Consider the following 20,890-nt stretch of genomic DNA (forward strand, 5'->3'; position numbering starts at 1 on the left):
GGTACCGACGGGTACAGTCGCCGCACTGCTCTGGCAGCCCCTGTTGTCGAGGCGAAAGAGAAGTTGGTGAACGACCGTCACCCGTCGGGGATCATGACCACCCCGGCCCCGGCTTCCGACGCCTCCACCCAGCACTACGCGCAGTACGGAGCACAGGAAGCTCCCTACGACGACCTCACCACGTACGGCGGCTATGACGCCACCGGTTTTGCCGGTGGTTCCGGAAGCACCACGACCTTCCACGCCGACCCGCTCTTCGGCAGCCTCCCGGGCAGCGAGCAGACCACCGGCGCGTACGACAGCACGCAGTGGCAGACCGGCACCGCCCCGGCCCCGGCCTACGACCCGTACGCGGCCCAGCAGCACCACACCGGCTACGACTCCGGTGTCTACGACAGCACCGCCTGGAACGTCCCCGCCCAGCCCGCCGAGAACGACACCAGCGGCCAGTGGGACGCCAACGCCTGGCTGCATCCCGACCAGTCCGGCGGCGCCGACGCCACCCAGCAGTGGGAGTGGGGCACCCAGACCTTCGACACGGGCGCGTACGACGCCACGCAGTGGAACTCCGCCGGGCAGACCGTGCCGGCGCAGTCCGAGCAGGCTGGCGAACCGTTCGATCAGCAGGCCACCGCGACGTTCGAGGCGGTCGGCGACCCGCAGACCGCGTTCGAGCAGGCCGGTGACCCGCAGGCGACCGCGGCCTTCGAGCAGGTGTCGTACGAGGGCGCCGAATTCGGCGAACACGCCTCCGACGCGGGCGAGCCGGACTCCACCGGTGAACTTCCCGCCGTCACCGGCCTGCTGGACGACCAGGAGGAGATCAGCCCGGCGCCGGCGACCCGCGCGGGCTCGCGCAGCGGGGGGCGCTCGCGGCGTCGTACGCCCGCCAAGCGCTCCGCGCTGCTGACCGTCGCCGTACCGTCGGCCTGTGTGATGGGAGTCGCCGGGATCGCCGCCGCCTCGGTCGGCGCGCTCACCACCGACGACGCCAAGGACACCTCCGCCAGCGCGGCGGACGCGCAGCCGGTCAAACCGTCGGTCGCCAACAGCAAGCTGGACAGCCAGCTCACGACGCTGTCGGCCGGCGCCACCGACTTCGCCGACCGCGCGAGCCGCACCCAGGAGCGGATCGACCTCAAGGCGCAGCAGGAGCTGGAGAAGAAGAAGGCAGCCGCGGAGGCCGCGCTCAAGGAGCGGCTGCGTCCCAAGTTCGCGCTGCCGGTCGCGCAGCACGGGCTGAGCGCCTACTTCGGCCAGGCGGGCATCAACTGGATGTCGGTGCACACCGGCATCGACTTCCCGGTCTCCTACGGCACCACGGTCATGGCCGCCACCGACGGCACCGTCACCACGAAGTGGAACAGCGCCTACGGCAACATGCTGATCCTGACGGCTATGGACGGCACGGAGACCTGGTACTGCCACCTCTCCAGCTACCGCGTCGCCTCCGGTACGACCGTCAAGGCCGGCCAGCCGATCGCCTATTCCGGCAACTCCGGCAACTCCACCGGCCCGCACCTGCACTTCGAGGTCCGGCCGGCGGGCGGGGCGGCCATAGACCCGCTGCCCTGGCTCCGCAGCCACGGGCTGGACCCGAGCTAGGCATCCGGAAGGGGCCCCTCACCGGACGGCGAGGGGCCCCTTCGCCTACAGCTTCTCCACCGGTGCGTACCGCAGCAGGAGCCGCTTCGGCTTGGTGTCGCCGAAGTCGATCGTCGCCTCCGCGTTCGCGCCCGTGCCCTTCACCGCGACGACCGTGCCGAGCCCGAACTGGTCATGCGTGACCCGGTCCCCGACGGTCAGGGCGACCACCGGCTTCTCCGCCGTGCGCCGCGTGGCGAACCCGGACGCGCCCGACGCCGAGGAGCGCGAACGGCTCGAGGACAGCGAGGCCGCGATCCCGGACGCCGGCCCGGAGGACACCGGCGCCGCCGCCCCCGTCCGCTTCCACTCCACATGGGTGGCCGGGATCTCCTCCAGGAAGCGGGAGGGCGGGTTGTACGACGGCTGGCCCCAGGCGCTGCGCATCGCCGACCGCGTGAGGTACAGCCGCTCCCGCGCGCGCGTGATGCCGACGTACGCCAGGCGCCGCTCCTCCTCCAGCTCCTTGGTCTGGCCGAGGGCGCGCATGTGCGGGAAGACACCGTCCTCCATGCCGGTCAGGAACACGACCGGGAACTCCAGGCCCTTGGCGGTGTGCAGGGTCATCAGCGTGATGACACCGTCGCCGTCCTCCTCGTCGGGGATCTGGTCGGAGTCGGCGACCAGGGCGACCTGCTCCAGGAAGTCGGCGAGCGTGCTCTGCTCGCCCTCGCCGCGCTCCTGCTCGAACTCCAGGGCGACGGCCGCGAGTTCCTGGAGGTTCTCGATCCGGGTCTCGTCCTGCGGGTCGGTGGAGGCCTGCAACTCGGCCAGGTACCCGGTGCGTTCGAGGACCGCTTCCAGGACGGTGGCCGGGCCCGCGCCGGACTCCACGATGGTGCGCAGGTCCTCCATCAGCGTGTTGAACCGCTTGACCGCGTTGGTGGAGCGCGCGGCCATGCCGTACGCCTCGTCCACGCGCTTCAGGGCCTGCGGGAAGCTGATCTTCTCGCGCTGGGCGAGGGCGTCGACCATCGCCTCCGCGCGCTCGCCGATGCCCCGCTTGGGCACGTTGAGGATGCGGCGCAGCGGCACCGAGTCCTCGGGGTTGGCGAGGACGCGCAAGTAGGCCAGGACGTCCCGGACCTCCTTGCGCTCGTAGAAGCGGACCCCGCCGACGACCTTGTAGGGCAGGCCGACGCGGATGAAGACCTCTTCGAAGACACGGGACTGGGCGTTGGTGCGGTAGAAGACGGCGACGTCACCGGCCTTGGCCTCGCCCGCGTCGACCAGCCGGTCTATCTCGTCGGCGACGAACTGGGCCTCGTCGTGCTCGGTGTCGGCGACGTACCCGGTGATCCGGGCGCCCTGGCCGGCGTTGGTCCACAGGTTCTTCGGGCGGCGGGACTCGTTGCGCTCGATGACCGCGTTGGCCGCGCTCAGGATGGTCTGCGTGGAGCGGTAGTTCTGCTCCAGCAGGATCGTGGTCGCGTCCGGGTAGTCCTCCTCGAACTGGAGGATGTTGCGGATCGTCGCGCCCCGGAAGGCGTAGATCGACTGGTCGGCGTCACCCACGACGCAGAGTTCGGCGGGCGGGATGTCGTACTCGCTCGGCGGGGTGTCGGTGTCCTCGGCGGCGCGCTCCCCCGTGCCGACGAGTTCCCGTACGAGCGCGTACTGGGCGTGGTTGGTGTCCTGGTACTCGTCCACCAGGACGTGCCGGAAGCGGCGGCGGTAGTGCTCCGCGACGTCCGGGAAGGCGCGCAGCAGGTTGACCGTCGTCATGATCAGGTCGTCGAAGTCCAGCGCGTTCGCCTCGCGCAGCCGCGACTGGTAGAGCGCGTAGGCCTGGGCGAGGGTCTTCTCGAAGCCGTCGGTGGCCTGGGCGGCGAAGTCCTCCTCGTCGATCAGCTCGTTCTTCAGGTTGCTGATCTTGGCGCTGAAGGACTTCGGCGGGAAGCGCTTGGGGTCGAGGTCCAGGTCACGGCAGACCAGGGCCATCAGGCGCTTGCTGTCGGCGGCGTCGTAGATCGAGAAGGAGGAGGTGAAGCCCAGCTTCTTGCTCTCGCGGCGCAGGATGCGCACGCACGCGCTGTGGAAGGTCATCACCCACATCGCGTTCGCGCGCGGGCCGACGAGCTGCTCGACGCGCTCCTTCATCTCGCCCGCGGCCTTGTTGGTGAAGGTGATCGCGAGGATCTGGCCCGGGTGGACACCCCGCTCGCCCAGCAGGTACGCGATGCGGTGGGTCAGCACGCGGGTCTTGCCGGAGCCGGCGCCGGCGACGATGAGCAGCGGGGAGCCGGCGTGCACGACCGCGGCGCGCTGGTTCTCGTTCAGCCCCTCCAGGAGCGCCGCCGAGTCGAGCGCGGGGCGCGGGGCGCCGTCGCGGTAGTAGGCGTCCCGGTCCGGCGGCACGTCGAACTTCCCGCCGAACAGATCGTCCGGAAGCGGCTCCGGAGCGTGATCGTCCTCGGGCGGCGGCAGGGGCTCCTCCTGATGCCCGCGAGGGGCCTGGAGGTCCGCCAGGAAGCTGTCGTCAAAGAGGCTGCTCATCGCTCTCCGAGTCTAGGGCGCCCCACCGACAACCGGTCACCGTCCCCGGGACATGGGGGTCCCGAAGGCGAGTTGATCTTCGTGTCGAAAGTGCGTTTCCGCCGCTCACGCACCGGAAGCACCCGGTCACGCGGGTGTGAAAGTGCCCCTAGGTCACGGAAATGTATCGGACATACCGCACACCAACCTTCACAGAAGACACACGAGTTGGCTAGGTTGCCGTCAGGCCGTACGACCCCCCTCCGGCGAACGTCGCCGGGCCGCACGGCCTCCGCCGAGTCCGGCGCGCCCCGCACGGTGCCCGGAGCCGGGGACCCACCGATCCTGGGGTGAATCGGCCGACTCCCGCCCGGGACGACGCCGTAGGGCGACCCTTCCGAGCACCCGCCCGAACCCTCCCCCAGAGCCTTCGAGGCCTGGGGTCCCCACCGCTGACCCGGTAGGCGGCAGTACGGAAGGAGTCGCCTCCCTTGGCGTCGCACCGCAAGCCGCGCCCCGGCGGGACCCCGGGAGCGGGCATCGGCACCCCCGCCCTCGCCACCGCCGCGCTCACCTCCGTGGCCGTGCTCGCCCAGACCGCCGAGGCCGCGCCTACGCCTGCCGCCGGTCACGCCGCGCCGAGCCCGGAAGAGGTCGAGCGGAAGATCGACGACCTGTACCGCCGCGCGGAATCGGCCGCCGAGGCAGCCGCCGCGGGCAAGGAACGGGCCGGACGCACCGACCGGGGGAGCGGACGGGGCGAGCGGGGGGCCGAGCGCTGGGCCGGAGGGCCGGAGCAGGGGTCCGGGCGGGGTGGGGGCCGGGGCGACCGGGACGAGGGGGCCGAAACGTCGGAGCGCCGCGCGGACAGCCTCCAGCGGCTGCGGGACGAGGTCGCCCGCCGCGCCCAGCACCGCGCCCTTCCCAACCTGCGCGGCATGATCCCGGCCCAGCGCGGCGGGCAGGCCCGGCGCGGCGCCGGTCGCGCCGGGGATACGGCCGTCACGCCGGCCGTCGGGGGTACGGGCCTCTCCCCCTCCGTCAGGGCCACAGTCATCGCACCCCCCGTAGGGGAGACGGCCGTCACCGGGCCCGCTCCGGACACCGGACGCGCGCGGCACGCTCGTGACACGCGAGTCGCCCCGCCTGTCCGGGAAGGGGGAATCGCGCATCCCCTCCGGGACATGGGGGCCGGCCTGCCCGTGCCGGACACCGGCATCGCGTCCCCTCTTCGGGAGACGGGAATCACGTCGCCTGTTGGGGATGCGGAGATCGCGCCTGTGCGGGACACCGGAATCGCGCCCCCCGCACGCGACACGGCCGTCGGCGCAGCCGCCGTCCAGGAGGGCGGTGTCAGCGCAGCCGCCCAGGAAGCAGCAGCCACCGCGGCCGCCGTAACCACAGCCCCCCGGGTCGCCCCCGTCGCCGCCCCCGCCACCAGCCAGCCGGACGCCGTGGCGAGCGGTCCCAAGGCCGCCAAGGCCGCCGTGCAGAAGAAGCTCGCCCACGCGCGCGTGCTGCTGGTGCAGCAGGCGGTGCAGGCCGCCGCCGCACCGTCCGGCACGTACGCCACCAAGGCCAGGAAGGCCATCGCCTTCGCCCGCGCGCAGGTCGGCAAGCCGTGCGTGTGGGGCGCCGCCGGTCCCGGCTCCTACGACTGCTCGGGCCTCACCCAGGCCGCCTGGAAGTCCGCCGGCGTCACCCTGCCGCGCACCGCGCGCGAGCAGGCCGCAGCGGGCACCCCGGTACCGCCGGCCGACACCCGCCCCGGCGACCTCGTCTTCTTCCACGACGACGTCAGCCACGTCGGGCTCTGCACGGGCGACGGCATGATGATCCACGCCCCCAGGCCGGGCGCGTACGTCCGTGAGGAGCCGGTCTCCGGCATCGGCGAGTCGGCCGTCCACAGCGTGGTGCGGCCGGGCTGACCCCGGGGCGCGCCGGGGGTCAGGTCCAGAGGACGGCGATGAAGATGTTGGCCGTGGTGAGCAGGCCGACCAGACTGAAGAGGCCCTTGTCGATCCGTTCCTCGTCGCGCTTCACGTAGACCAGGCCGAGGATCACGATCAGCAGGGCCAGCTTCACGCCGATCTTGACGGTGTTGACGTGGTGGTCGTCGGCCTGGTTGAGGCCGACCAGGGCGACGCCGGTGACCAGCATGGTCAGCGCGCCGTGCAGCATCCCGGGGACGAACCGGGCCGTGCCCTGGCCCATCGCCTTCATCTGGGTGAGGAAACCGCCGAGCAGCGCGGCGATACCGACGATGTGCAGGCCGACGAAGAGATGGATGAGTACGTCCATGGGGCCGGAGCCTAGCCAGGGGCCTCCGGCCGTCCCGCCACCGGGCCCCCTGAAGGGCCCCCTTCCCGGGCCGCAGGGAGACCCCCGGGCAGGCCTGCAGACGTGCCCGCAACCGTCTCCCGGGGATCACCCCAGTCACCCCTCGAAGATCTGCATATATGCGAGCCATAGCACCCCACGCCCCTCGCCAGTCCCACTTTTCGCCCTTCGGTCACCACGCTCCGTCAAGGCGACGACTCCAGCGCTCCGCTGTTGTCACATACGGTCACAACCCGGTCCGTCCGAACCAGTTCCGTACAGCGCGTTACCTTCTCGTCACCGTCCGGCCTAGCGTCCTCCCCCAGGTGACCGGCTCCCCACCGCCGCCCGGGCCAGGGGCGGCAGTCGGGCACCACCGCCGAAAGGCCCGGCGGCGGCCCGTTCCCCTTGTGCGGGCCGCCGCGGGGCGTACTTGACGCTCGGTCGTACGAGTCACACGGAAGGACGTGACGGTCCAGGTGGCAGCGCACCGCAAACCCTCGCAACGCCCGTTCAGCGGCCATACAGCCCGGACGGCCGTCACGCTCGCCCTGGCGGGCGCGGCCACCGCGACGGGTTTCGACGGGACGGGACACGCCGAGCCGCAGCTGACGCCGGAGCAGGTGAAGGCCAAGGTGGACACCCTGTACCGGGAGGCCGAGGCCGCCACCGAGAAGTACAACGGGGCGAAGGAGAAGGCGGACGCGTCCCAGCGGCGGCTGACCTCGATCCAGGAGGAGGCCGCCCGCAAGCAGACGAAGCTGAACTCGGCCCGGGAGGCACTGGGTTCCATCGCGGCGGCGCAGTACCGGGACGGCGGCATCGACCCCGCCTGGCAACTGGCCCTCTCCAGCGACCCCGACCGGTACCTGGACGGCGCCGCGCTCGCCGAGCGGGCCGGTGACCGGCAGGCCGCCGCAGTCTCACAGGTGCGCGGACAGCTACGGGAGATCGAGCGGCTGCGCGGTGCCGCCCGCATCGAGCTGACCTCGCTGCGGTCCCGGCAGGCCGAACTGAACCGGCAGAAGAAGACCGTCACCGGCAAGCTGGCCGAGGCCCGGCGGCTGCTGGCGCAGCTGACTCCACGGCAGCGGACCGAGGTCACCCGTGCCGGCGGTACGAGCGCGCCGCGCGTCTCCCGGTCGGCCGCCGACCCGCGGGAGCCGCTGGAGCAGGCCGGGGCCGCCCCGGCCCCCACCAGCCGCGCGACAGCGGCCGTCGCCTACGCCTACGGCAAGCTCGGCAGCCCCTATGTGTGGGGGGCGACCGGCCCGAACGCCTTCGACTGCTCGGGCCTGGTCCAGGCCGCCTACCGCTCCGCCGGCCTCTCCCTGCCGCGCACCAGCTACGCCCAGATCAACGCCGGCCGGAGAGTCTCCCGCTCCGAACTCCAGCCGGGGGACCTGGTGTTCTTCTACTCCGGGATCAGTCACGTCGGTATCTACGTGGGCAACGGCCGGATGATCCACGCCCCGAACCCGTCGGCACCGGTCCGCGTGGCCCCGATCGACGAGATGCCCTTCGCCGGGGCGACCAGGGTGACCTGAGGGGCGGGTCGGCGCCAGGACGAGCCCGTAGGGGTCAGACCAGCCGGCGTGCGGTCGCCCAGCGGGTCAGCTCGTGCCGGTTGGACAGCTGGAGCTTGCGCAGGACCGCCGAGACATGGGACTCGACCGTCTTCACCGAGATGAACAGCTGCTTGGCGATCTCCTTGTAGGCGTAGCCCCGGGCGATCAGGCGCAGCACCTCGCGTTCCCGTTGGGTGAGGCGGTCCAGGTCCTCGTCCACCGGCGGGGCGTCGGTGGAGGCGAAGGCGTCCAGCACGAACCCGGCGAGCCGCGGGGAGAAGACGGCGTCGCCCTCCTGGACGCGGAAGATGGAGTCGACGAGGTCGGCGCCGGTGATGGTCTTGGTGACATAGCCCCGGGCACCGCCGCGGATCACCCCGATCACGTCCTCCGCCGCGTCCGACACGGACAGCGCGAGGAACCGCACGGGCCGGTCGGCGTCCGCCGTCAACGCCGCGCACCGGCGCAGCACCTCGACCCCGCCGCCGCCCGGCAGGTGGACGTCGAGGAGGACGACCTCGGGCCGGGTGGCGGTGATGACCGTGACCGCCTGGTCGACGTCCGCGGCCTCGCCGACCACCTCCACGCCGGTCTCGGCGGTCCGGCCGATCTCGGCCTGGACGCCGGCGCGGAACATCCGGTGGTCGTCCACGAGGACCACCCGTACGTACCGCCCGCCCGCACCACCGGGCCCTGCGGACTCGGCCGACTCCGCCGCCCCCGCCGTGCCGTTCGCCTCGGTCGAGTCGCTCATGACGTCTTCTCCGCCCTCTCCATCTCCAGCTCGACCTCGGTGCCGCCGCCGGGCACCGCCCGCAGCCGGGCCGTGCCGCCGTTGCGTTCCATGCGGCCGATGATCGATTCTCTGACACCCATGCGGTCGGTGGGTATCGCGTCGAGGTCGAAGCCGGGGCCGCGGTCCCGAACGGACACGAAGACCGTCTTCCCCTCGACTTCGGCGTAGACCTGTACGGCACCGCCCTCGCCACCGTACTTGGCGGCGTTCACCATCGCCTCGCGCGCGGCCTGCATCTGCGCACCGGTCCTCTCGTCCAGCGGGCAGTCGCCGACGATCACGACCTCGATGGGGACGCCGTGCTTGTCCTCCACCTCGGCGGCGTTGCGGCGCACCGCCTCCGCGACCGTGTCCGGCTCGTCGGCCTCGTCCTTGCCGGTGCCCTCCGGCTTGTACAGCCAGGCGCGCAGTTCGCGCTCCTGGGCGCGGGCGAGGCGGCGCACCTCGCTCGCCTGGTCGGCGTTGCGCTGGATCAGGGTGAGGGTGTGCAGCACGGAGTCGTGGACGTGGGCGGCGACCTCTGCGCGTTCCTGGGCGCGGATGCGCATCAGCCGCTCCTCGGACAGGTCCTGGGTCATGCGGACCAGGTAGGGGCCGGCGAGCAGGGTGATGCCGACGAGGACGGCGAGCGCGGCCTGCAGCACCGCGCCCAGGTGGGCGGCCGAGCCCTGCAGGACGAAGACGACGGTGACACCGGCCGTGACGAGCAGGACGCCGCCGGCGGTGCGCAGCAGGGTGAGGGTGCGGCGCCGGCGGCCGGCCTCGACCCAGCGGGCCCGGCGGGCGTTGTCCGCCTGGCGCCAGACGAGGGCGACGCCGGCCGCGACGAGGACGGCGGGCACCAGATACGCCTTGGCCGCACTGTCCAGGTCGACGCTGCCCACGAAGACCACGGACACGATGACCATGAGGAGCAGCGCGACGATCTGGCCCCGGTCCGGTTTGCGGGCGACGAGTCGGCGGCGGCCGTCGGGCCAGCTCTCCGTGCCCACCAGCGACGGCTTCTGGTCGCCGACGCCGCCGACGCCGAGCGGGACGAAGAACCAGAACGCGGCGTACAGCAGCGCTCCGAGGCCGTCGGCCATGAACAGGCCGACGAAGACGAGCCGCACCCAGACGACGGGCAGCCCGAGGTGCCCGGCGAGGCCCCGCGCCACTCCGCCGAGCCAGCGTCCGTCGCTGCTGCGGTAGAGCTTGCGCGGCGGCCGCGGGTCGTCGAGTGGCAGGCTTGCGGCTTCCGGCATGCCAACGATGGTCACACGGCCGGGCGGACGGGGCATCAGGGTCGGCCCCCGAGACGCCCCTGATCTTCCGTCGGGGGCCGGTCCGGGTGAGGGGAGCGGTGCCCGGTGCGGGCAGGTCGAACGCTTCCCCGCCTCCTCTCAGGGCCGATTTCAGGGTTCGCCCAGGGTCGTCCCGACTGCCGTCACGGCTGCCGGGCCGTCACCATGGAACGCATGACGGATCACGAGCACGCCGCGACGGGTCCGGGACCCGGCCCCGGCCCGCGCCCGGCCCCGGGCACCGGGCCGACGGGTGCCGCGCCCGCCGCGTCGGAAGAGACAGGAGCGGCCGGCGCCGGTACCCACTCCCCCGCGGACGATGAGCCCGCGCAGCAGGAGGGCGTCGGCACCCCCGACCGGCTCCGGCGCGACCGACGGCACAAGATGATCGCGGGCGTGTGCGCGGGACTGGGCCGGCAGACCGACATGGACCCGGTGATCTTCCGGATCACGCTGGCCGTGCTGTCGGCGACCGGCGGCCTGGGCCTCATCTTCTACGGCTTCGTCTGGCTCCTGGTGCCGTACGAGGACGAGGAGGAGAACGAGCTGCGCAAGCTCTTCACCGCCCGGGTCGACGGCCAGGCGCTGGCCGCCGTGCTGTTCACGCTGGTCGGCTGCGGGATCTTCCTGACCCTGCTGAAGAACGGCGCGGTGCTGGCGTTCGCCACGGTGCTCTCGCTGCTGCTCGCGGGCGCGGGGTACTGGTCGCCGCGCCGTGGCGCCCCCGGCCCCGACCCGCTGGCCGCACAGGCCGCCGCCGACGCCCCGCCGGAGGCCCAGGCGCCGCCGGTCGTCACCACCTACCCGTCGTGGTGGCGGGACCCGATCGTCAAGGACGGCTCCCATGTGGGCGGGACCGGCTACTTGTGGGGGCCGGACGACGCCCGGGAGCGGGACCTCGTCTCGGTCATGGACGTCGGCATGGCCGCCCCCTGGACGCACCCCGGGGCGATACGGCCGCCGCACGCCGCGCCTCCGAGACCGCGCGGCCCGCGCTGGATCGGTGGCTGGGTGTTCCTGCTGGCCCTGCTGGCGGGCGGTCTGGGCACCGGGCTCGGCTGGCACACGCATCCGCTGGGCACCAGCCTGCAAGCCGGCCTGGCGGGCGCGCTGGCGGTGTTCGGTCTGGGCATCGCGGTCAGCGCGGTCCTGGGCCGGACCGGGGCCGGGACGGTGTTCCTGGCGCTGGTCACGGCGGCGCTGCTCGCCGGGGCGGCGGCCCTGCCCCGGGACATCACCACCGACTGGCGGAAGACGTCCTGGAAGCCGGCCGCGGCGGCCCAGGTCCGGTCGGGATACGACCTCGGCACCGGGCGGGGCACCCTGGACCTGACCCGGGTGCACCCGGGCAAGGGGCAGACGGTCTTGACGGACGCCCGGGTGGGGGCGGGAGAACTGAAGGTGGTCGTGCCGGCGGACGCGACCGTGCGGATCAGCATCGACGTGGGGGTGGGCGACATCCGGTTGCCCGGGGACAGCGCGAGGGACGTGGACGTGCGGCCGGGCAGGCACAAGGAGTTGTCGCTGGCGCCGGCCGAGGGGGCCGGGACGGCCGGCACGCTGGATCTGACGCTCGGCGTCGGAGTGGGACAGGTGGAGGTCAGCCGTGCTGCGTCATGAGTTCCAGCCCGGGAAGCTGGTCGCCGGGTTCTTCCTCACCGCCACCGCTGCGGTGTACGCGGGGGACGCGGGCGGTCTGTGGGAGGCCCCGTGGTTCGCGGTCGTGCCGCTGGTCGTGGGCGGGCTCTGTCTGGCCGGCGTGACGGCCGCGCTGACCCGGGGGATACGCAGACGGGGTGGGGCGGAGGGCGGTCAGAGGTAGCCGCGGGCCCGTCGGCGCCGTGCCCGCCAGGCCGCGTCCGCCGAGAGGTAGGGGGCGCCGGCGAGTACGAGGGGGAGCCAGGCCATCAGGTACGCGAGGTCGTTGCCGTAGTAGTAGGGGGTGCTCGCCCAGCTCACCGTCAGCCAGAGGCTGAGCGAGATCAGCGCGCCGCCGAGTGCGGCCAGCCGGCCGAGCAGTCCGAGGAGGGTGCCGATGCCGACGGCCAGCTCGCCGAGGGCGACGGCGTAGCCGAAGCCGACCGGGCTCTTCAGGGCCAGGTCGACCAGGGCCGGGATCGCGGAGGAGTCGCGGGCCGCGCGCATGGTCTCGCCGATCGAGCCGGTGCCGGAGGACCGCATGAACGCGCTGTCGGTCAGCTTGTCCAGGCCGGCGTAGAGGAAGGTGACGCCCAGGAAGACGCGCAGGGGCAGCAGGGCGTAGTGGGCGGCGGTGTCGCGCCAGGTGCGGGGGCCGTGCAGCCCGGTGGTGTGTGTCTCGGTCCGCATGCCGTGAGTCATCGCCGCAGCCGCCTCTCGCCCGCCGTGCCATCCCTCGATTGACCATACGTATGACGAAGGGAGCCGGTTCAATCCTCTCGCGGATGATTTTCCGGATTTCGGGCGCCCGCGCGAGCCTGCCCGGCGCTCACTCGGTCACCTGGAGCGGGTAGCGGTTGGTTGCCACACCGGCCGCGGTCACCACCTGGACGTCCACGGCGCCGGGCTCCACGTCCGCGGGTACGGGCACGGTCAGGGCGTGGTCCGTGGGGTTGCGGAAGCCGCCGGCGACGGGGACCAGCGGGACGTGGACGTCGACCGCGCCGATGCGGACGACCATGCGGGAGAGCCGGTCGGCGGTCTGGGCGCCGGGTGGGACGAAGCCGCTGCCGCGGATCTCGAGGTCGTCGCCGGTGCGGATCGGGCCGTCGAGGTCGCCGGGTTCGCGGGCGCGGACCACCGAGAGGATCACCGGCCGGCCGCCCTCGGCGTACTTGCCCGCCAGGTAGGTCGCGGCCGAGATCAGCACGACCACGGCCAGGCCCCAGGGCAGGTCGGGCAGTTGGTCGGGGCGGCGGGCCAGCCGTACGGCGGCGAACAGCAGGGCGACGGCGCTGACGGCGACGTACTGGATGTCGGCGAAGGCGCCCTTGCCGGAGTCGTCGGTGAGCAGGTCGGCGGCGCGCGGGCGGTGGGCCGGCACCTTCTGCAGCCGCTGGGCGAGGACGCGCAGGCCCACCACCCGGCGGACCAGGACGGCGATGCCGCACACGACGGCGAGGACGGTCACCACGCCCGCGCCGCGCGCCAGATCGAGACCGGAGATCAGCGCGTCGCGTTCGGCGTGGTCGGAGGCGGCGGCCAGGCGGGCGGCCAGCAGCAGGACGGCGTAACCGACGAACAGCACCCAGCAGGCGGCGACAGTACGGGAGGTGGACATGCGGTTGTCCTCGCCGATCACCGGGGCCAGCGCTCCGCCGCGCGCCCGGTGCAGGAAGCAGGCGGCGGTCAGCGCACCGGCGACGGCCAGTGCGGCGAGCAGGGCCGCAGTGCGGGCGCCGGTCCAGCCCGCGCCGATCGCGGTGAGCGCCTCGGCGAGCAGCAGCGCGATGACCGCGCCCCACACCGCACACACCGTCCGCAGCCACAGCCGGGCGAGCCGGGCCGCGCCCTCGGCCCTGCCCTGTTCGGCGACGGCCTCGGCCCGCTGGGTCAGTTCCTCGGAGACCCATTGGCGGGACGCCGAGGCCGAGTGCGCCACGGCCGCCGGCAGTCCCCGGCCGGCGGCGAACTCGTCGCGCCGGCGCAGGAACGCGGCGACGGCCCGCCGGTGTCCCTCCCGGGCGCCGTGCGGGCAGTCCCCGCAGGTGCAGCCGCCCCCGTGGACGCCCTCGGCATCCGTGTCCCCTCTCGCCTCCTGCACCGCCACGCCCGACGCCCGCCTTCCCCACGACCTGCCGATCCGGCCGCCCGCCCCGGCGGGGCGCGGAACGGCCGGGCAACTCCCCGGTGTCGACAGCGAATTGTGCCCTACGTCAGGCCCTTCGGGGCGGCCGGGCCGGGTCGCCACGGGTGAAGCCGGGACCGCCGTGTTGACCCGGCTGCGAGAATCGCCGTATGGCCGAGATCATCCAGCGGGACGGGACCTGGGCCTTCGACGGCAGCACGATCCGGATCACCCCGGGGCCGCACCGCTCGGTGCCGCTGTTCCGGCAGACGTACGGGGAGATCGCCGTACCGCTGGAGGCGGTCTCGGGAGTGGTCTACGAGCCGGACCGCAGGCGCGGCCGGCTGCGGATCCGGCTGCGCGAGGGCGCGGACCCCCTGCTGCAGGCCACCGGCGGCCGGCTGCCGGACGCGGCCGACCCGTACCGGCTGACGGTGGACGCGGACCGTTCGGGGGTCGCGCAGTACGTCGCCGAGGAGATCCGGCACGCGCTGCTGCTGGAGCAGGTCCCCACCGGGCCGACGGACGGCTATCTGCTGCCGGGGCCGCCGGTGCCGGTCTCGGTGCGGTCCTCCGACGGCGCGGTGTCCTTCGACGGCGGCCAGGTGCGCATCGACTGGGCCGACACCTCCGACCGGGTCAAGCGCGCGACCGGCCCGCGGATCATCGCGCTCGGGGACCTGGTGCAGGTGGAGTGGCTGCCCAACTCCGGGTCCGAGGACGGCTTCCTGCGGTTCGTGACCCGGGAGACGGTGTTCTCCAAGCTGCCGCCCGAGCGGGACCCGTACGCCCTGGACCTGTGGGGCAGTGTGCGCCGGGATCTGCTGACGGCGCTGGTCGCGACGGCGGTCACCGCCCGGCTGCCGCACCCCTCCGCCCGCGCCGGCGGCACGCCCGGGGGGCCGCCCCGGTCACCGTCCGCCGGCGTGCCGGCGCGGGACGGCCGTCACGACGTGCTGCTGCGCCGGCTGCGGGAGCTGGGTGAACTGCACCGGGACGGGGTGCTCACGGACGAGGAGTTCGCGCGGACCAAGGCGGTCATCCTCGGGGGCTTCGGATGCGGCGGCCTCAGCTGAGCAGGTCGGGCTCGCCGCGGCTGATGTCCTGCCACAGCGGCTGGTAGTTGATCCAGGCCACCAGGTCGCCGCCGAGCTGCTCGCGGGTGGCGACAGCGAGCTTGTGGTCGATGAGCACCGGCCGGCCCGCCGCCTTCGCCAGCAGCTGCACCTGGCAGGACCGCTCCAGGGACAGGAACCACCAGGCCGCCGCGTCCACCGAGTCGCCGACGGTGAGCAGGCCGTGGTTGCGCAGGACGAGCGCCTTGCGGGAGCCCAGCGCGGCGGCGATGCGGCGGCCTTCGTCGGCGTCCACGGTGACGCCGGTGTAGGCGTCGTAGAGGGCGAGGTCCTCGTAGAAGGCGCAGCTCTCCTGGGTGATGGGGTCGATGAGGTCGCCGAGGGCGGCGAGGGCGCGGCCGTGCACGGAGTGGCAGTGGGCGACGGCGACGACGTCGGGCCGGGCGGCGTGCACCTGGGCGTGCACGGTGAACGCGGCCTGGTTGACGTGGTAGCGGCCCTCGACGACCTGGCCGTCCTGGTTGGCGAGGACGAGATCGCTGACGGTGACGTGCTTGAACGGCATCCCGAACGGGTTGACCCAGAAGCAGTCGGTGAACTCCGGGTCCCGGGCGGTGATGTGTCCGGACACCCCGTCCTCGAGCCCGGCCCGGCCGAAGATCCGCAGGGCGCCCGCGAGCCGCTCCTTGCGGTGCCGTCGTTCGTCCTCGGCGGACTCGTGCATCGGCGGCATGGCGAACCGCAGCCGGTCGGTGGGCAGCGGCAGGGGCGGGGTGGGCCCGTGCATAGATCCTCCCGTACGGGAATTGCGGTACGGGCCGGAAGGTACCCTCGGCCGGCGCAAAAGGGCAGAGCTGTGCTGTAAAGATGCCGTGCGCCACACATACCAGACAGAGGATGTCGGGATTTCGGGAGAGGCTGCCCGTATGAACTGGGGAGACTTCCGCACCGCCGTGCCCGATCTGGCGCACACCGCCGAGGAGCGCTTCGGCGCGTACCGGCACCACGTCCTCGCGACCCTCCGCAAGGACGGCTCGCCCCGCACCTCCGGGATCGAGGTCCGCTTCCTGGGCGGGGAGCTGTGGCTCGGCATGATGCCGGGCTCCCTCAAGGCCCTCGACCTGCGCCGCGACCCGCGTTTCACCCTCCAGGCCAACCCCGGCGAGGGGACGGGCATGGGGGGCGGCGACGTCCGGATCGGCGGCCGGGCGTACGAGGTCGAGGACGGCGAGGCGAGGGCCGCGTACGTGAAAGAGGTGGAACCGCCGCAGCCGTTCCACCTCTTCCGCACCGAGCTGACGGAGGTCGTACGGACCTGCGTCGAGGACGACACGTATCTGGTCACCCAGGTCTGGAAGCCCGGTGAGCCCCTGCGCACGCTCAAGCGCGCCTAGGGCCTACTCCCACTCGATCGTCCCCGGCGGCTTGGAGGTCACGTCCAGGACGACCCGGTTGACGTCCCGGACCTCGTTGGTGATCCGGGTGGAAATGCGGCCGAGGACGTCGTACGGCAGCCGGGACCAGTCGGCGGTCATGGCGTCCTCGGAGGACACCGGGCGCAGGACGATCGGGTGGCCGTAGGTGCGGCCGTCGCCCTGGACGCCCACGCTGCGGACGTCGGCGAGCAGGACCACCGGGCACTGCCAGATGTCGCGGTCCAGGCCGGCCGCCGTCAGCTCCTCGCGGGCGATGGCGTCGGCCTCGCGGAGCAGGTCGAGCCGCTCCTTCGTCACCTCGCCGACGATCCGGATGCCCAGGCCGGGGCCGGGGAAGGGCTGGCGCTGGACGATCTCCTCCGGCAGGCCCAGCTCCTGGCCGACCATGCGGACCTCGTCCTTGAACAGCTTGCGCAGCGGCTCGATCAGCTTGAACTCGAGGTCCTCGGGCAGGCCGCCGACGTTGTGGTGCGACTTGATGTTGGCGGTGCCGGTGCCGCCGCCGGACTCGACCACGTCCGGGTACAGGGTGCCCTGGACCAGGAACTCCACGGCCGGGCCCTCGTCGGCGATGATCTCGGCCTGCGCCTGCTCGAAGACGCGGATGAACTCCCGGCCGATGATCTTCCGCTTCTCCTCGGGGTCGGAGACCCCGGCGAGTGCCTTGAGGAAGCGCTCCTCGGCGTCGACGACCTTCAGCTGGACGCCGGTGGCCGCGACGAAGTCCTTCTCGACCTGCTCGGTCTCGCCCTTGCGCATCAGGCCGTGGTCGACGTAGACGCAGGTCAGCTGGGAGCCGATGGCCTTCTGGACCAGGGCGGCGGCCACGGCGGAGTCGACACCGCCGGACAGGCCGCAGATCGCGCGCTTGTCACCGACCAGCTCGCGGATGGCCGCGACCTGCTCCTCGATCACGTTGCCGGTGGTCCAGTTCGGCTTCAGGCCGGCACCGCGGTACAGGAAGTGCTCCAGCACCTGCTGGCCGTGCGTGGAGTGCATGACCTCGGGGTGGTACTGGACGCCGTAGAGCTTCTTGTCGTCGTTCTCGAAGGCGGCGACCGGGACGACGTCCGTGGACGCGGTCACCGCGAAGCCCTCCGGGGCGGCGGAGCAGGCGTCGCCGTGCGACATCCACACGTGCTGCTCGGCCGGGGTGCCCTCGAAGAGGGTGGAGGAGTTCTTGGAGACGTGCAGGTCGGTACGGCCGTACTCGCGGGCGCCGGTGTTGTCGACGGTGCCGCCGAGGGACTGGGCCATGAGCTGGAAGCCGTAGCACATGCCGAAAACGGGGACGCCGGCCTCGAAGAGCTCGCGGTCGAGGGTGGGGGCCCCCTCCTCGTACACGGAGGAGGGGCCGCCGGAGAGGATGATCGCCGCGGGGTTCTTGGCGAGCATCTCGGCGACCGGCATGGTGCTGGGCACGATCTCGCTGTAGACCCGCGCCTCGCGGACGCGACGGGCGATGAGCTGGGCGTACTGCGCGCCGAAGTCGACGACCAGGACGGTGTCGGGGGTGGCGGCAGACTGGGTCGCTGATGACACGGGGTGCCTTCTGGTGGTCGGGCGGGGGTCTGTACTTCCGATTCTAACGGGGTGGCCGCGGGACCTCCGAGACGAGCCGCCATGGCATACTGGCCCGCATGCGCAAGCACTCGACCTTCGTCTTTACCTATGGCATCCGGCCCGCCGGCTGCCATGGTCGTGCTGCTTGAGCGAACCGCCAAGCGACTTCCCAGGCGCCCCGGGCCGACAAGGCCCGGGGCGCCTGTCGTTTTCCGGGTCCTGTCGTTCCAGGGCAGCCGCCTTCCCGACAAGGAGCCCCACGTGACCACCACCAGCCCGGAAGCGGCCGCCGGACCCGAAACGGTCATCGCCGACGCCCGTGAGCGCATCGACGCGCTCGACGACCGGATCATCGGCCTCATCCAGGAGCGGATGGCCGTCTCCGCCGTCGTCCAGCAGACCCGGATCGCCTCCGGCGGCCGACGGGTGCACCTCTCCCGCGAGATGGAGATCCTCGCCCGCTACCGGGACGCCCTCGGCAAGCCCGGCACCAACCTCGCCATGACCCTGCTGGAGCTGAGCCGGGGTCGTATCTGAATTCGACCCGGCTCTCACCCGTACGGCGCGTGACCGGTCCGTGCACCGCCTCGTTGAGCGGGGTGTCCGTGCCAGCCAGGGGCGGGCCCGAAAGAACCACGCGTGGCTCGCTGGGGCGATGAGGCGTACGGGTCGTGCCGTACGCCGTGGGACCTCGCCCCAGGAAGTGACCGGACGGCAGGGGACAGCAGCCCGGTCACCCAAGAGAACGGCCGGCTCCGGGGACGCCCGGGGCCGGCCGGCGGAAAAACTGAAGACAGGCCACAGGGCACACGAACACGCGGCGCAACCCCCCGGCGCCGCTCCCGGGCACCGGCGCTGCCCTGACGCCGGTGCTGACCGAGCGAAGGGCCCCGCGGCCTCACCGTCCCGCGGGGCCCTTCGTCATGCCCGCGGCCAGGATCCCACCGCGGATGTGACCCGCCTCACAGAAAAATCGAGGGCCTCCGAAGCAACCCTTCTCCCTTTTCGCTGATCAAACCTGCCGGATCAAGAAACGGTGAGAGGGACCTGCCTTCGGAGGGGGATGCAGGTCCCTCTGTACCGCCGGGGCGCTGTCACTGATGTGCCACCCGTGCCGCCGTGGTCACTTCTTCGGGGGTACCGCCGGTATTCCCAGGAACGGCAGTCGCAGCGCGCCGAACGCGTCCGCCGGGACCACCGGGGCCTTCGGCTCCACCGGCTTCAGCCGCTCGTACGCCGCACCCGGCGCCGGCCGCGGATCCTCCTCCCCCTTGTTCGGCCAGAACGACATCGCCCGCTCGGCCTGCGCGGTGATCGTCAGCGAGGGGTTCACGCCCAGGTTCGCCGAGACCGCGGCGCCGTCCACGACGGAGATGCCGGGGTGGCCGTGGAGCCGGTGGTACGGGTCGATCACGCCGGTCTCCGGGGAGTCGCCGATGGGGCAGCCGCCGAGGAAGTGCGCGGTGAGCGGGGTGCCCATCAGCTCGCCGACGTTGCTGCCGGCGAAGCCGTTGATCTCGGCGGCGAGCGCGGAGGCGGCCTCGGTCGCGGCCCGGATCTGCTTGGGGTTGGGCGCGCCGTGCCCCTGCCGCGCGGTGAGCAGGCCCTTGCCGACCCCGTCCGGCTTCAGGTACGTGGTCAGCGAGTTGTCCAGGGACTGCATGACCAGGCCGATGATGGTCCGCTCCGACCAGCGCCGGTTGGACAGCGAGCGGGCGACCAGCAGCGGGTGGCGGGCCGCGTTCGCCAGCCAGGCGAGGACGCGCGAGGAGCCCTCGGCGTACGGCACCTGGAGGATCGACAGGCTGCCCATCGAGTTGGAGCCCTTGCCGTAGCGGACCGGCTCGATGTGCGTGTTCTCGTCGGGGTGGATCGAGGAGGTGATGGCGACGCCCTGCGTGAAGTCGGCCTTCGGTGCGCCGGTCGCCCTGCGGTAGCGGCGGTCGTCGGTCTGCGCGCCGACCAGCGCCTCGGAGTTGGTGCGCGTGAGGTCGCCGAGCCGGGCGGACAGGTACGGCAGCTGGCCGCCCGTCTTCATGCGGTGCAGCAGGGTCTGGGTGCCGTAGGTGCCGGCCGCGAGGACCACCCTGCGGGCGGTGAAGATCCGGCCCTCGCCCTTCTTCTTCCGGTCGGTCGGCAGGGTCGCCACCGCGTAGCCGCCCCGGGAGTCGTCGGTGACGGACACGACCGTGGTCAGGGGGTGGACGACCGCGCCGGCCTTCTCGGCGAGGTAGAGGTAGTTCTCGTTGAGGGTGTTCTTCGCGCCGTGCCGGCAGCCGGTCATGCACTCGCCGCACTCGGTGCAGGCGGTGCGGTCGGGGCCGGCGCCGCCGAAGTACGGGTCGTTCGCCTTCTCCCCGGGCCGGGCCTTCGTCCGGCCGTCGGCGTCCTTGCCGTCGCCGAAGAACACGCCCACCGGGGCGAGGTGGAAGGTGTCGCCGACGCCCATCCGCTGGGCGGCCGCCTTCAGGTGCACGTCGGAGGGGGTCATGGTGGGGTTGAGCCGGACGCCGAGCATGCGCTGGGCCTGGTCGTAGTACGGCTTCAACTCCTCCTGCCAGTCGGTGATGTGCCGCCACTGGGGGTCGTCGAAGAAGGCCTTCGGCGGCACGTAGAGGGTGTTGGCGTAGTTGAGGGAGCCGCCGCCGACGCCGGCGCCCGCGAGGACCATGACGTTGCCCAGCAGGTGGATGCGCTGGATGCCGTACATGCCGAGTTTCGGGGCCCAGAGGTAGTTCTTCAGGTCCCAGGAGTTCTTGGGCAGCGTGGCGCGGGTGAAGCGGCGTCCGGCTTCCAGGACGCCGACCGTGTATCCCTTCTCGGTGAGCCGAAGGGCGGACACCGAGCCGCCGAACCCCGATCCGACGACGATGACGTCGTAGTCGTACCCGTCCTCGTCCCGGGTCTGGACAGACTTCTCCTGCGACACGTGCTCTCCTCGTTGAGAACGGGGTTCTTCCTGGG

General features: G+C 72.6%; 17 protein-coding genes. 8 read left to right on the forward strand and 9 right to left on the reverse strand.

The features are described from left to right. Nucleotides 1-66: 66 nt before the first annotated feature. On the forward strand, nucleotides 67-1,605 hold the full coding sequence (locus ACIP4Y_RS16255; RefSeq protein ID WP_401393300.1) for a M23 family metallopeptidase: 1,539 nt from the start codon (nucleotides 67-69) through the stop codon (nucleotides 1,603-1,605). Nucleotides 1,606-1,650: 45 nt separating this feature from the next. Here the strand turns inward: ACIP4Y_RS16255 and pcrA are convergent, their stop codons facing one another. Further along, on the reverse strand, nucleotides 1,651-4,140 hold the full coding sequence (gene pcrA, locus ACIP4Y_RS16260; RefSeq protein ID WP_401393303.1) for a DNA helicase PcrA: 2,490 nt from the start codon (nucleotides 4,138-4,140) through the stop codon (nucleotides 1,651-1,653). Between the two features lie 470 nt (nucleotides 4,141-4,610). Here pcrA and ACIP4Y_RS16265 point away from each other — a divergent pair, with 470 nt between their 5' ends. Beyond that, the gene (locus ACIP4Y_RS16265; protein WP_401393306.1) at nucleotides 4,611-6,047 is read left to right on the forward strand and encodes a C40 family peptidase; all 1,437 of its coding nucleotides are present in this window, start codon (nucleotides 4,611-4,613) and stop codon (nucleotides 6,045-6,047) included. Nucleotides 6,048-6,066: 19 nt separating this feature from the next. On the opposite strand, the gene ACIP4Y_RS16270 is transcribed toward ACIP4Y_RS16265, so the two are convergent. Then, the gene (locus ACIP4Y_RS16270) at nucleotides 6,067-6,420 is read right to left on the reverse strand and encodes a hypothetical protein (protein ID WP_401393309.1); all 354 of its coding nucleotides are present in this window, start codon (nucleotides 6,418-6,420) and stop codon (nucleotides 6,067-6,069) included. 497 nt (nucleotides 6,421-6,917) lie between these two features. Here ACIP4Y_RS16270 and ACIP4Y_RS16275 point away from each other — a divergent pair, with 497 nt between their 5' ends. Then, entirely contained in the window at nucleotides 6,918-7,985 is a 1,068-nt protein-coding gene (locus tag ACIP4Y_RS16275) for an NlpC/P60 family protein (protein WP_401393949.1), read from the forward strand. 34 nt (nucleotides 7,986-8,019) lie between these two features. Here the strand turns inward: ACIP4Y_RS16275 and ACIP4Y_RS16280 are convergent, their stop codons facing one another. Both ACIP4Y_RS16280 and ACIP4Y_RS16285 read right to left on the reverse strand, forming a co-directional pair. Continuing rightward, nucleotides 8,020-8,760, reverse strand: a complete 741-nt coding sequence (locus ACIP4Y_RS16280) for a LuxR C-terminal-related transcriptional regulator (protein ID WP_401393312.1) — start codon at nucleotides 8,758-8,760, stop codon at nucleotides 8,020-8,022. Continuing rightward, nucleotides 8,757-10,082, reverse strand: coding sequence for a PspC domain-containing protein (locus ACIP4Y_RS16285; protein WP_401393315.1), 1,326 nt, complete (start codon nucleotides 10,080-10,082; stop codon nucleotides 8,757-8,759). The genes ACIP4Y_RS16280 and ACIP4Y_RS16285 overlap by 4 nt, the downstream gene beginning before the upstream one ends. A 177-nt stretch (nucleotides 10,083-10,259) precedes the next feature. On the opposite strand from ACIP4Y_RS16285, the gene ACIP4Y_RS16290 reads away from it, so the two are divergent. Beyond that, a complete protein-coding gene (locus ACIP4Y_RS16290; protein WP_401393318.1) occupies nucleotides 10,260-11,705 on the forward strand; it encodes a PspC domain-containing protein in 1,446 nt (481 codons plus the stop codon). Then, entirely contained in the window at nucleotides 11,692-11,907 is a 216-nt protein-coding gene (locus ACIP4Y_RS16295; RefSeq protein WP_358645725.1) for a hypothetical protein, read from the forward strand. The genes ACIP4Y_RS16290 and ACIP4Y_RS16295 overlap by 14 nt, the downstream gene beginning before the upstream one ends. Here the strand turns inward: ACIP4Y_RS16295 and ACIP4Y_RS16300 are convergent. Then, entirely contained in the window at nucleotides 11,898-12,425 is a 528-nt protein-coding gene (locus ACIP4Y_RS16300; protein ID WP_358645723.1) for a DoxX family membrane protein, read from the reverse strand. The genes ACIP4Y_RS16295 and ACIP4Y_RS16300 overlap by 10 nt on opposite strands. Nucleotides 12,426-12,552: 127 nt before the next feature. After that, nucleotides 12,553-13,833 carry a hypothetical protein gene (locus ACIP4Y_RS16305; protein ID WP_401393323.1) on the reverse strand — a complete coding sequence of 427 codons (1,281 nt, stop codon included), beginning with the start codon at nucleotides 13,831-13,833 and terminating at the stop codon, nucleotides 12,553-12,555. Between the two features lie 188 nt (nucleotides 13,834-14,021). Here ACIP4Y_RS16305 and ACIP4Y_RS16310 point away from each other — a divergent pair, with 188 nt between their 5' ends. Next, nucleotides 14,022-14,927 carry a DUF4429 domain-containing protein gene (locus ACIP4Y_RS16310; protein ID WP_401393326.1) on the forward strand — a complete coding sequence of 302 codons (906 nt, stop codon included), beginning with the start codon at nucleotides 14,022-14,024 and terminating at the stop codon, nucleotides 14,925-14,927. On the opposite strand, the gene ACIP4Y_RS16315 is transcribed toward ACIP4Y_RS16310, so the two are convergent. Next, nucleotides 14,920-15,714: a class II aldolase/adducin family protein gene (locus ACIP4Y_RS16315; RefSeq protein WP_358645718.1), complete on the reverse strand. Its 795-nt coding sequence runs from the start codon at nucleotides 15,712-15,714 to the stop codon at nucleotides 14,920-14,922. The genes ACIP4Y_RS16310 and ACIP4Y_RS16315 overlap by 8 nt on opposite strands. A 139-nt stretch (nucleotides 15,715-15,853) precedes the next feature. Here ACIP4Y_RS16315 and ACIP4Y_RS16320 point away from each other — a divergent pair, with 139 nt between their 5' ends. After that, entirely contained in the window at nucleotides 15,854-16,321 is a 468-nt protein-coding gene (locus ACIP4Y_RS16320) for a pyridoxamine 5'-phosphate oxidase family protein (RefSeq protein ID WP_401393330.1), read from the forward strand. Between the two features lie 3 nt (nucleotides 16,322-16,324). On the opposite strand, the gene guaA is transcribed toward ACIP4Y_RS16320, so the two are convergent. Next, a complete protein-coding gene (gene guaA, locus ACIP4Y_RS16325; RefSeq protein ID WP_358645714.1) occupies nucleotides 16,325-17,905 on the reverse strand; it encodes a glutamine-hydrolyzing GMP synthase in 1,581 nt (526 codons plus the stop codon). 282 nt (nucleotides 17,906-18,187) lie between these two features. Between guaA and ACIP4Y_RS16330 the strand changes: the two genes are divergently transcribed. Continuing rightward, the gene (locus tag ACIP4Y_RS16330) at nucleotides 18,188-18,463 is read left to right on the forward strand and encodes a chorismate mutase (protein ID WP_358645712.1); all 276 of its coding nucleotides are present in this window, start codon (nucleotides 18,188-18,190) and stop codon (nucleotides 18,461-18,463) included. Nucleotides 18,464-19,049: 586 nt separating this feature from the next. Here ACIP4Y_RS16330 and ACIP4Y_RS16335 read toward each other — a convergent pair. Beyond that, nucleotides 19,050-20,855, reverse strand: a complete 1,806-nt coding sequence (locus ACIP4Y_RS16335) for a GMC family oxidoreductase N-terminal domain-containing protein (RefSeq protein WP_401393334.1) — start codon at nucleotides 20,853-20,855, stop codon at nucleotides 19,050-19,052. Between the last annotated feature and the right edge of the window lie 35 nt (nucleotides 20,856-20,890).

It is taken from the genome of Streptomyces sp. NPDC088810, assembly GCF_044750305.1.
In the GTDB taxonomy this organism is placed as follows: domain Bacteria; phylum Actinomycetota; class Actinomycetes; order Streptomycetales; family Streptomycetaceae; genus Streptomyces.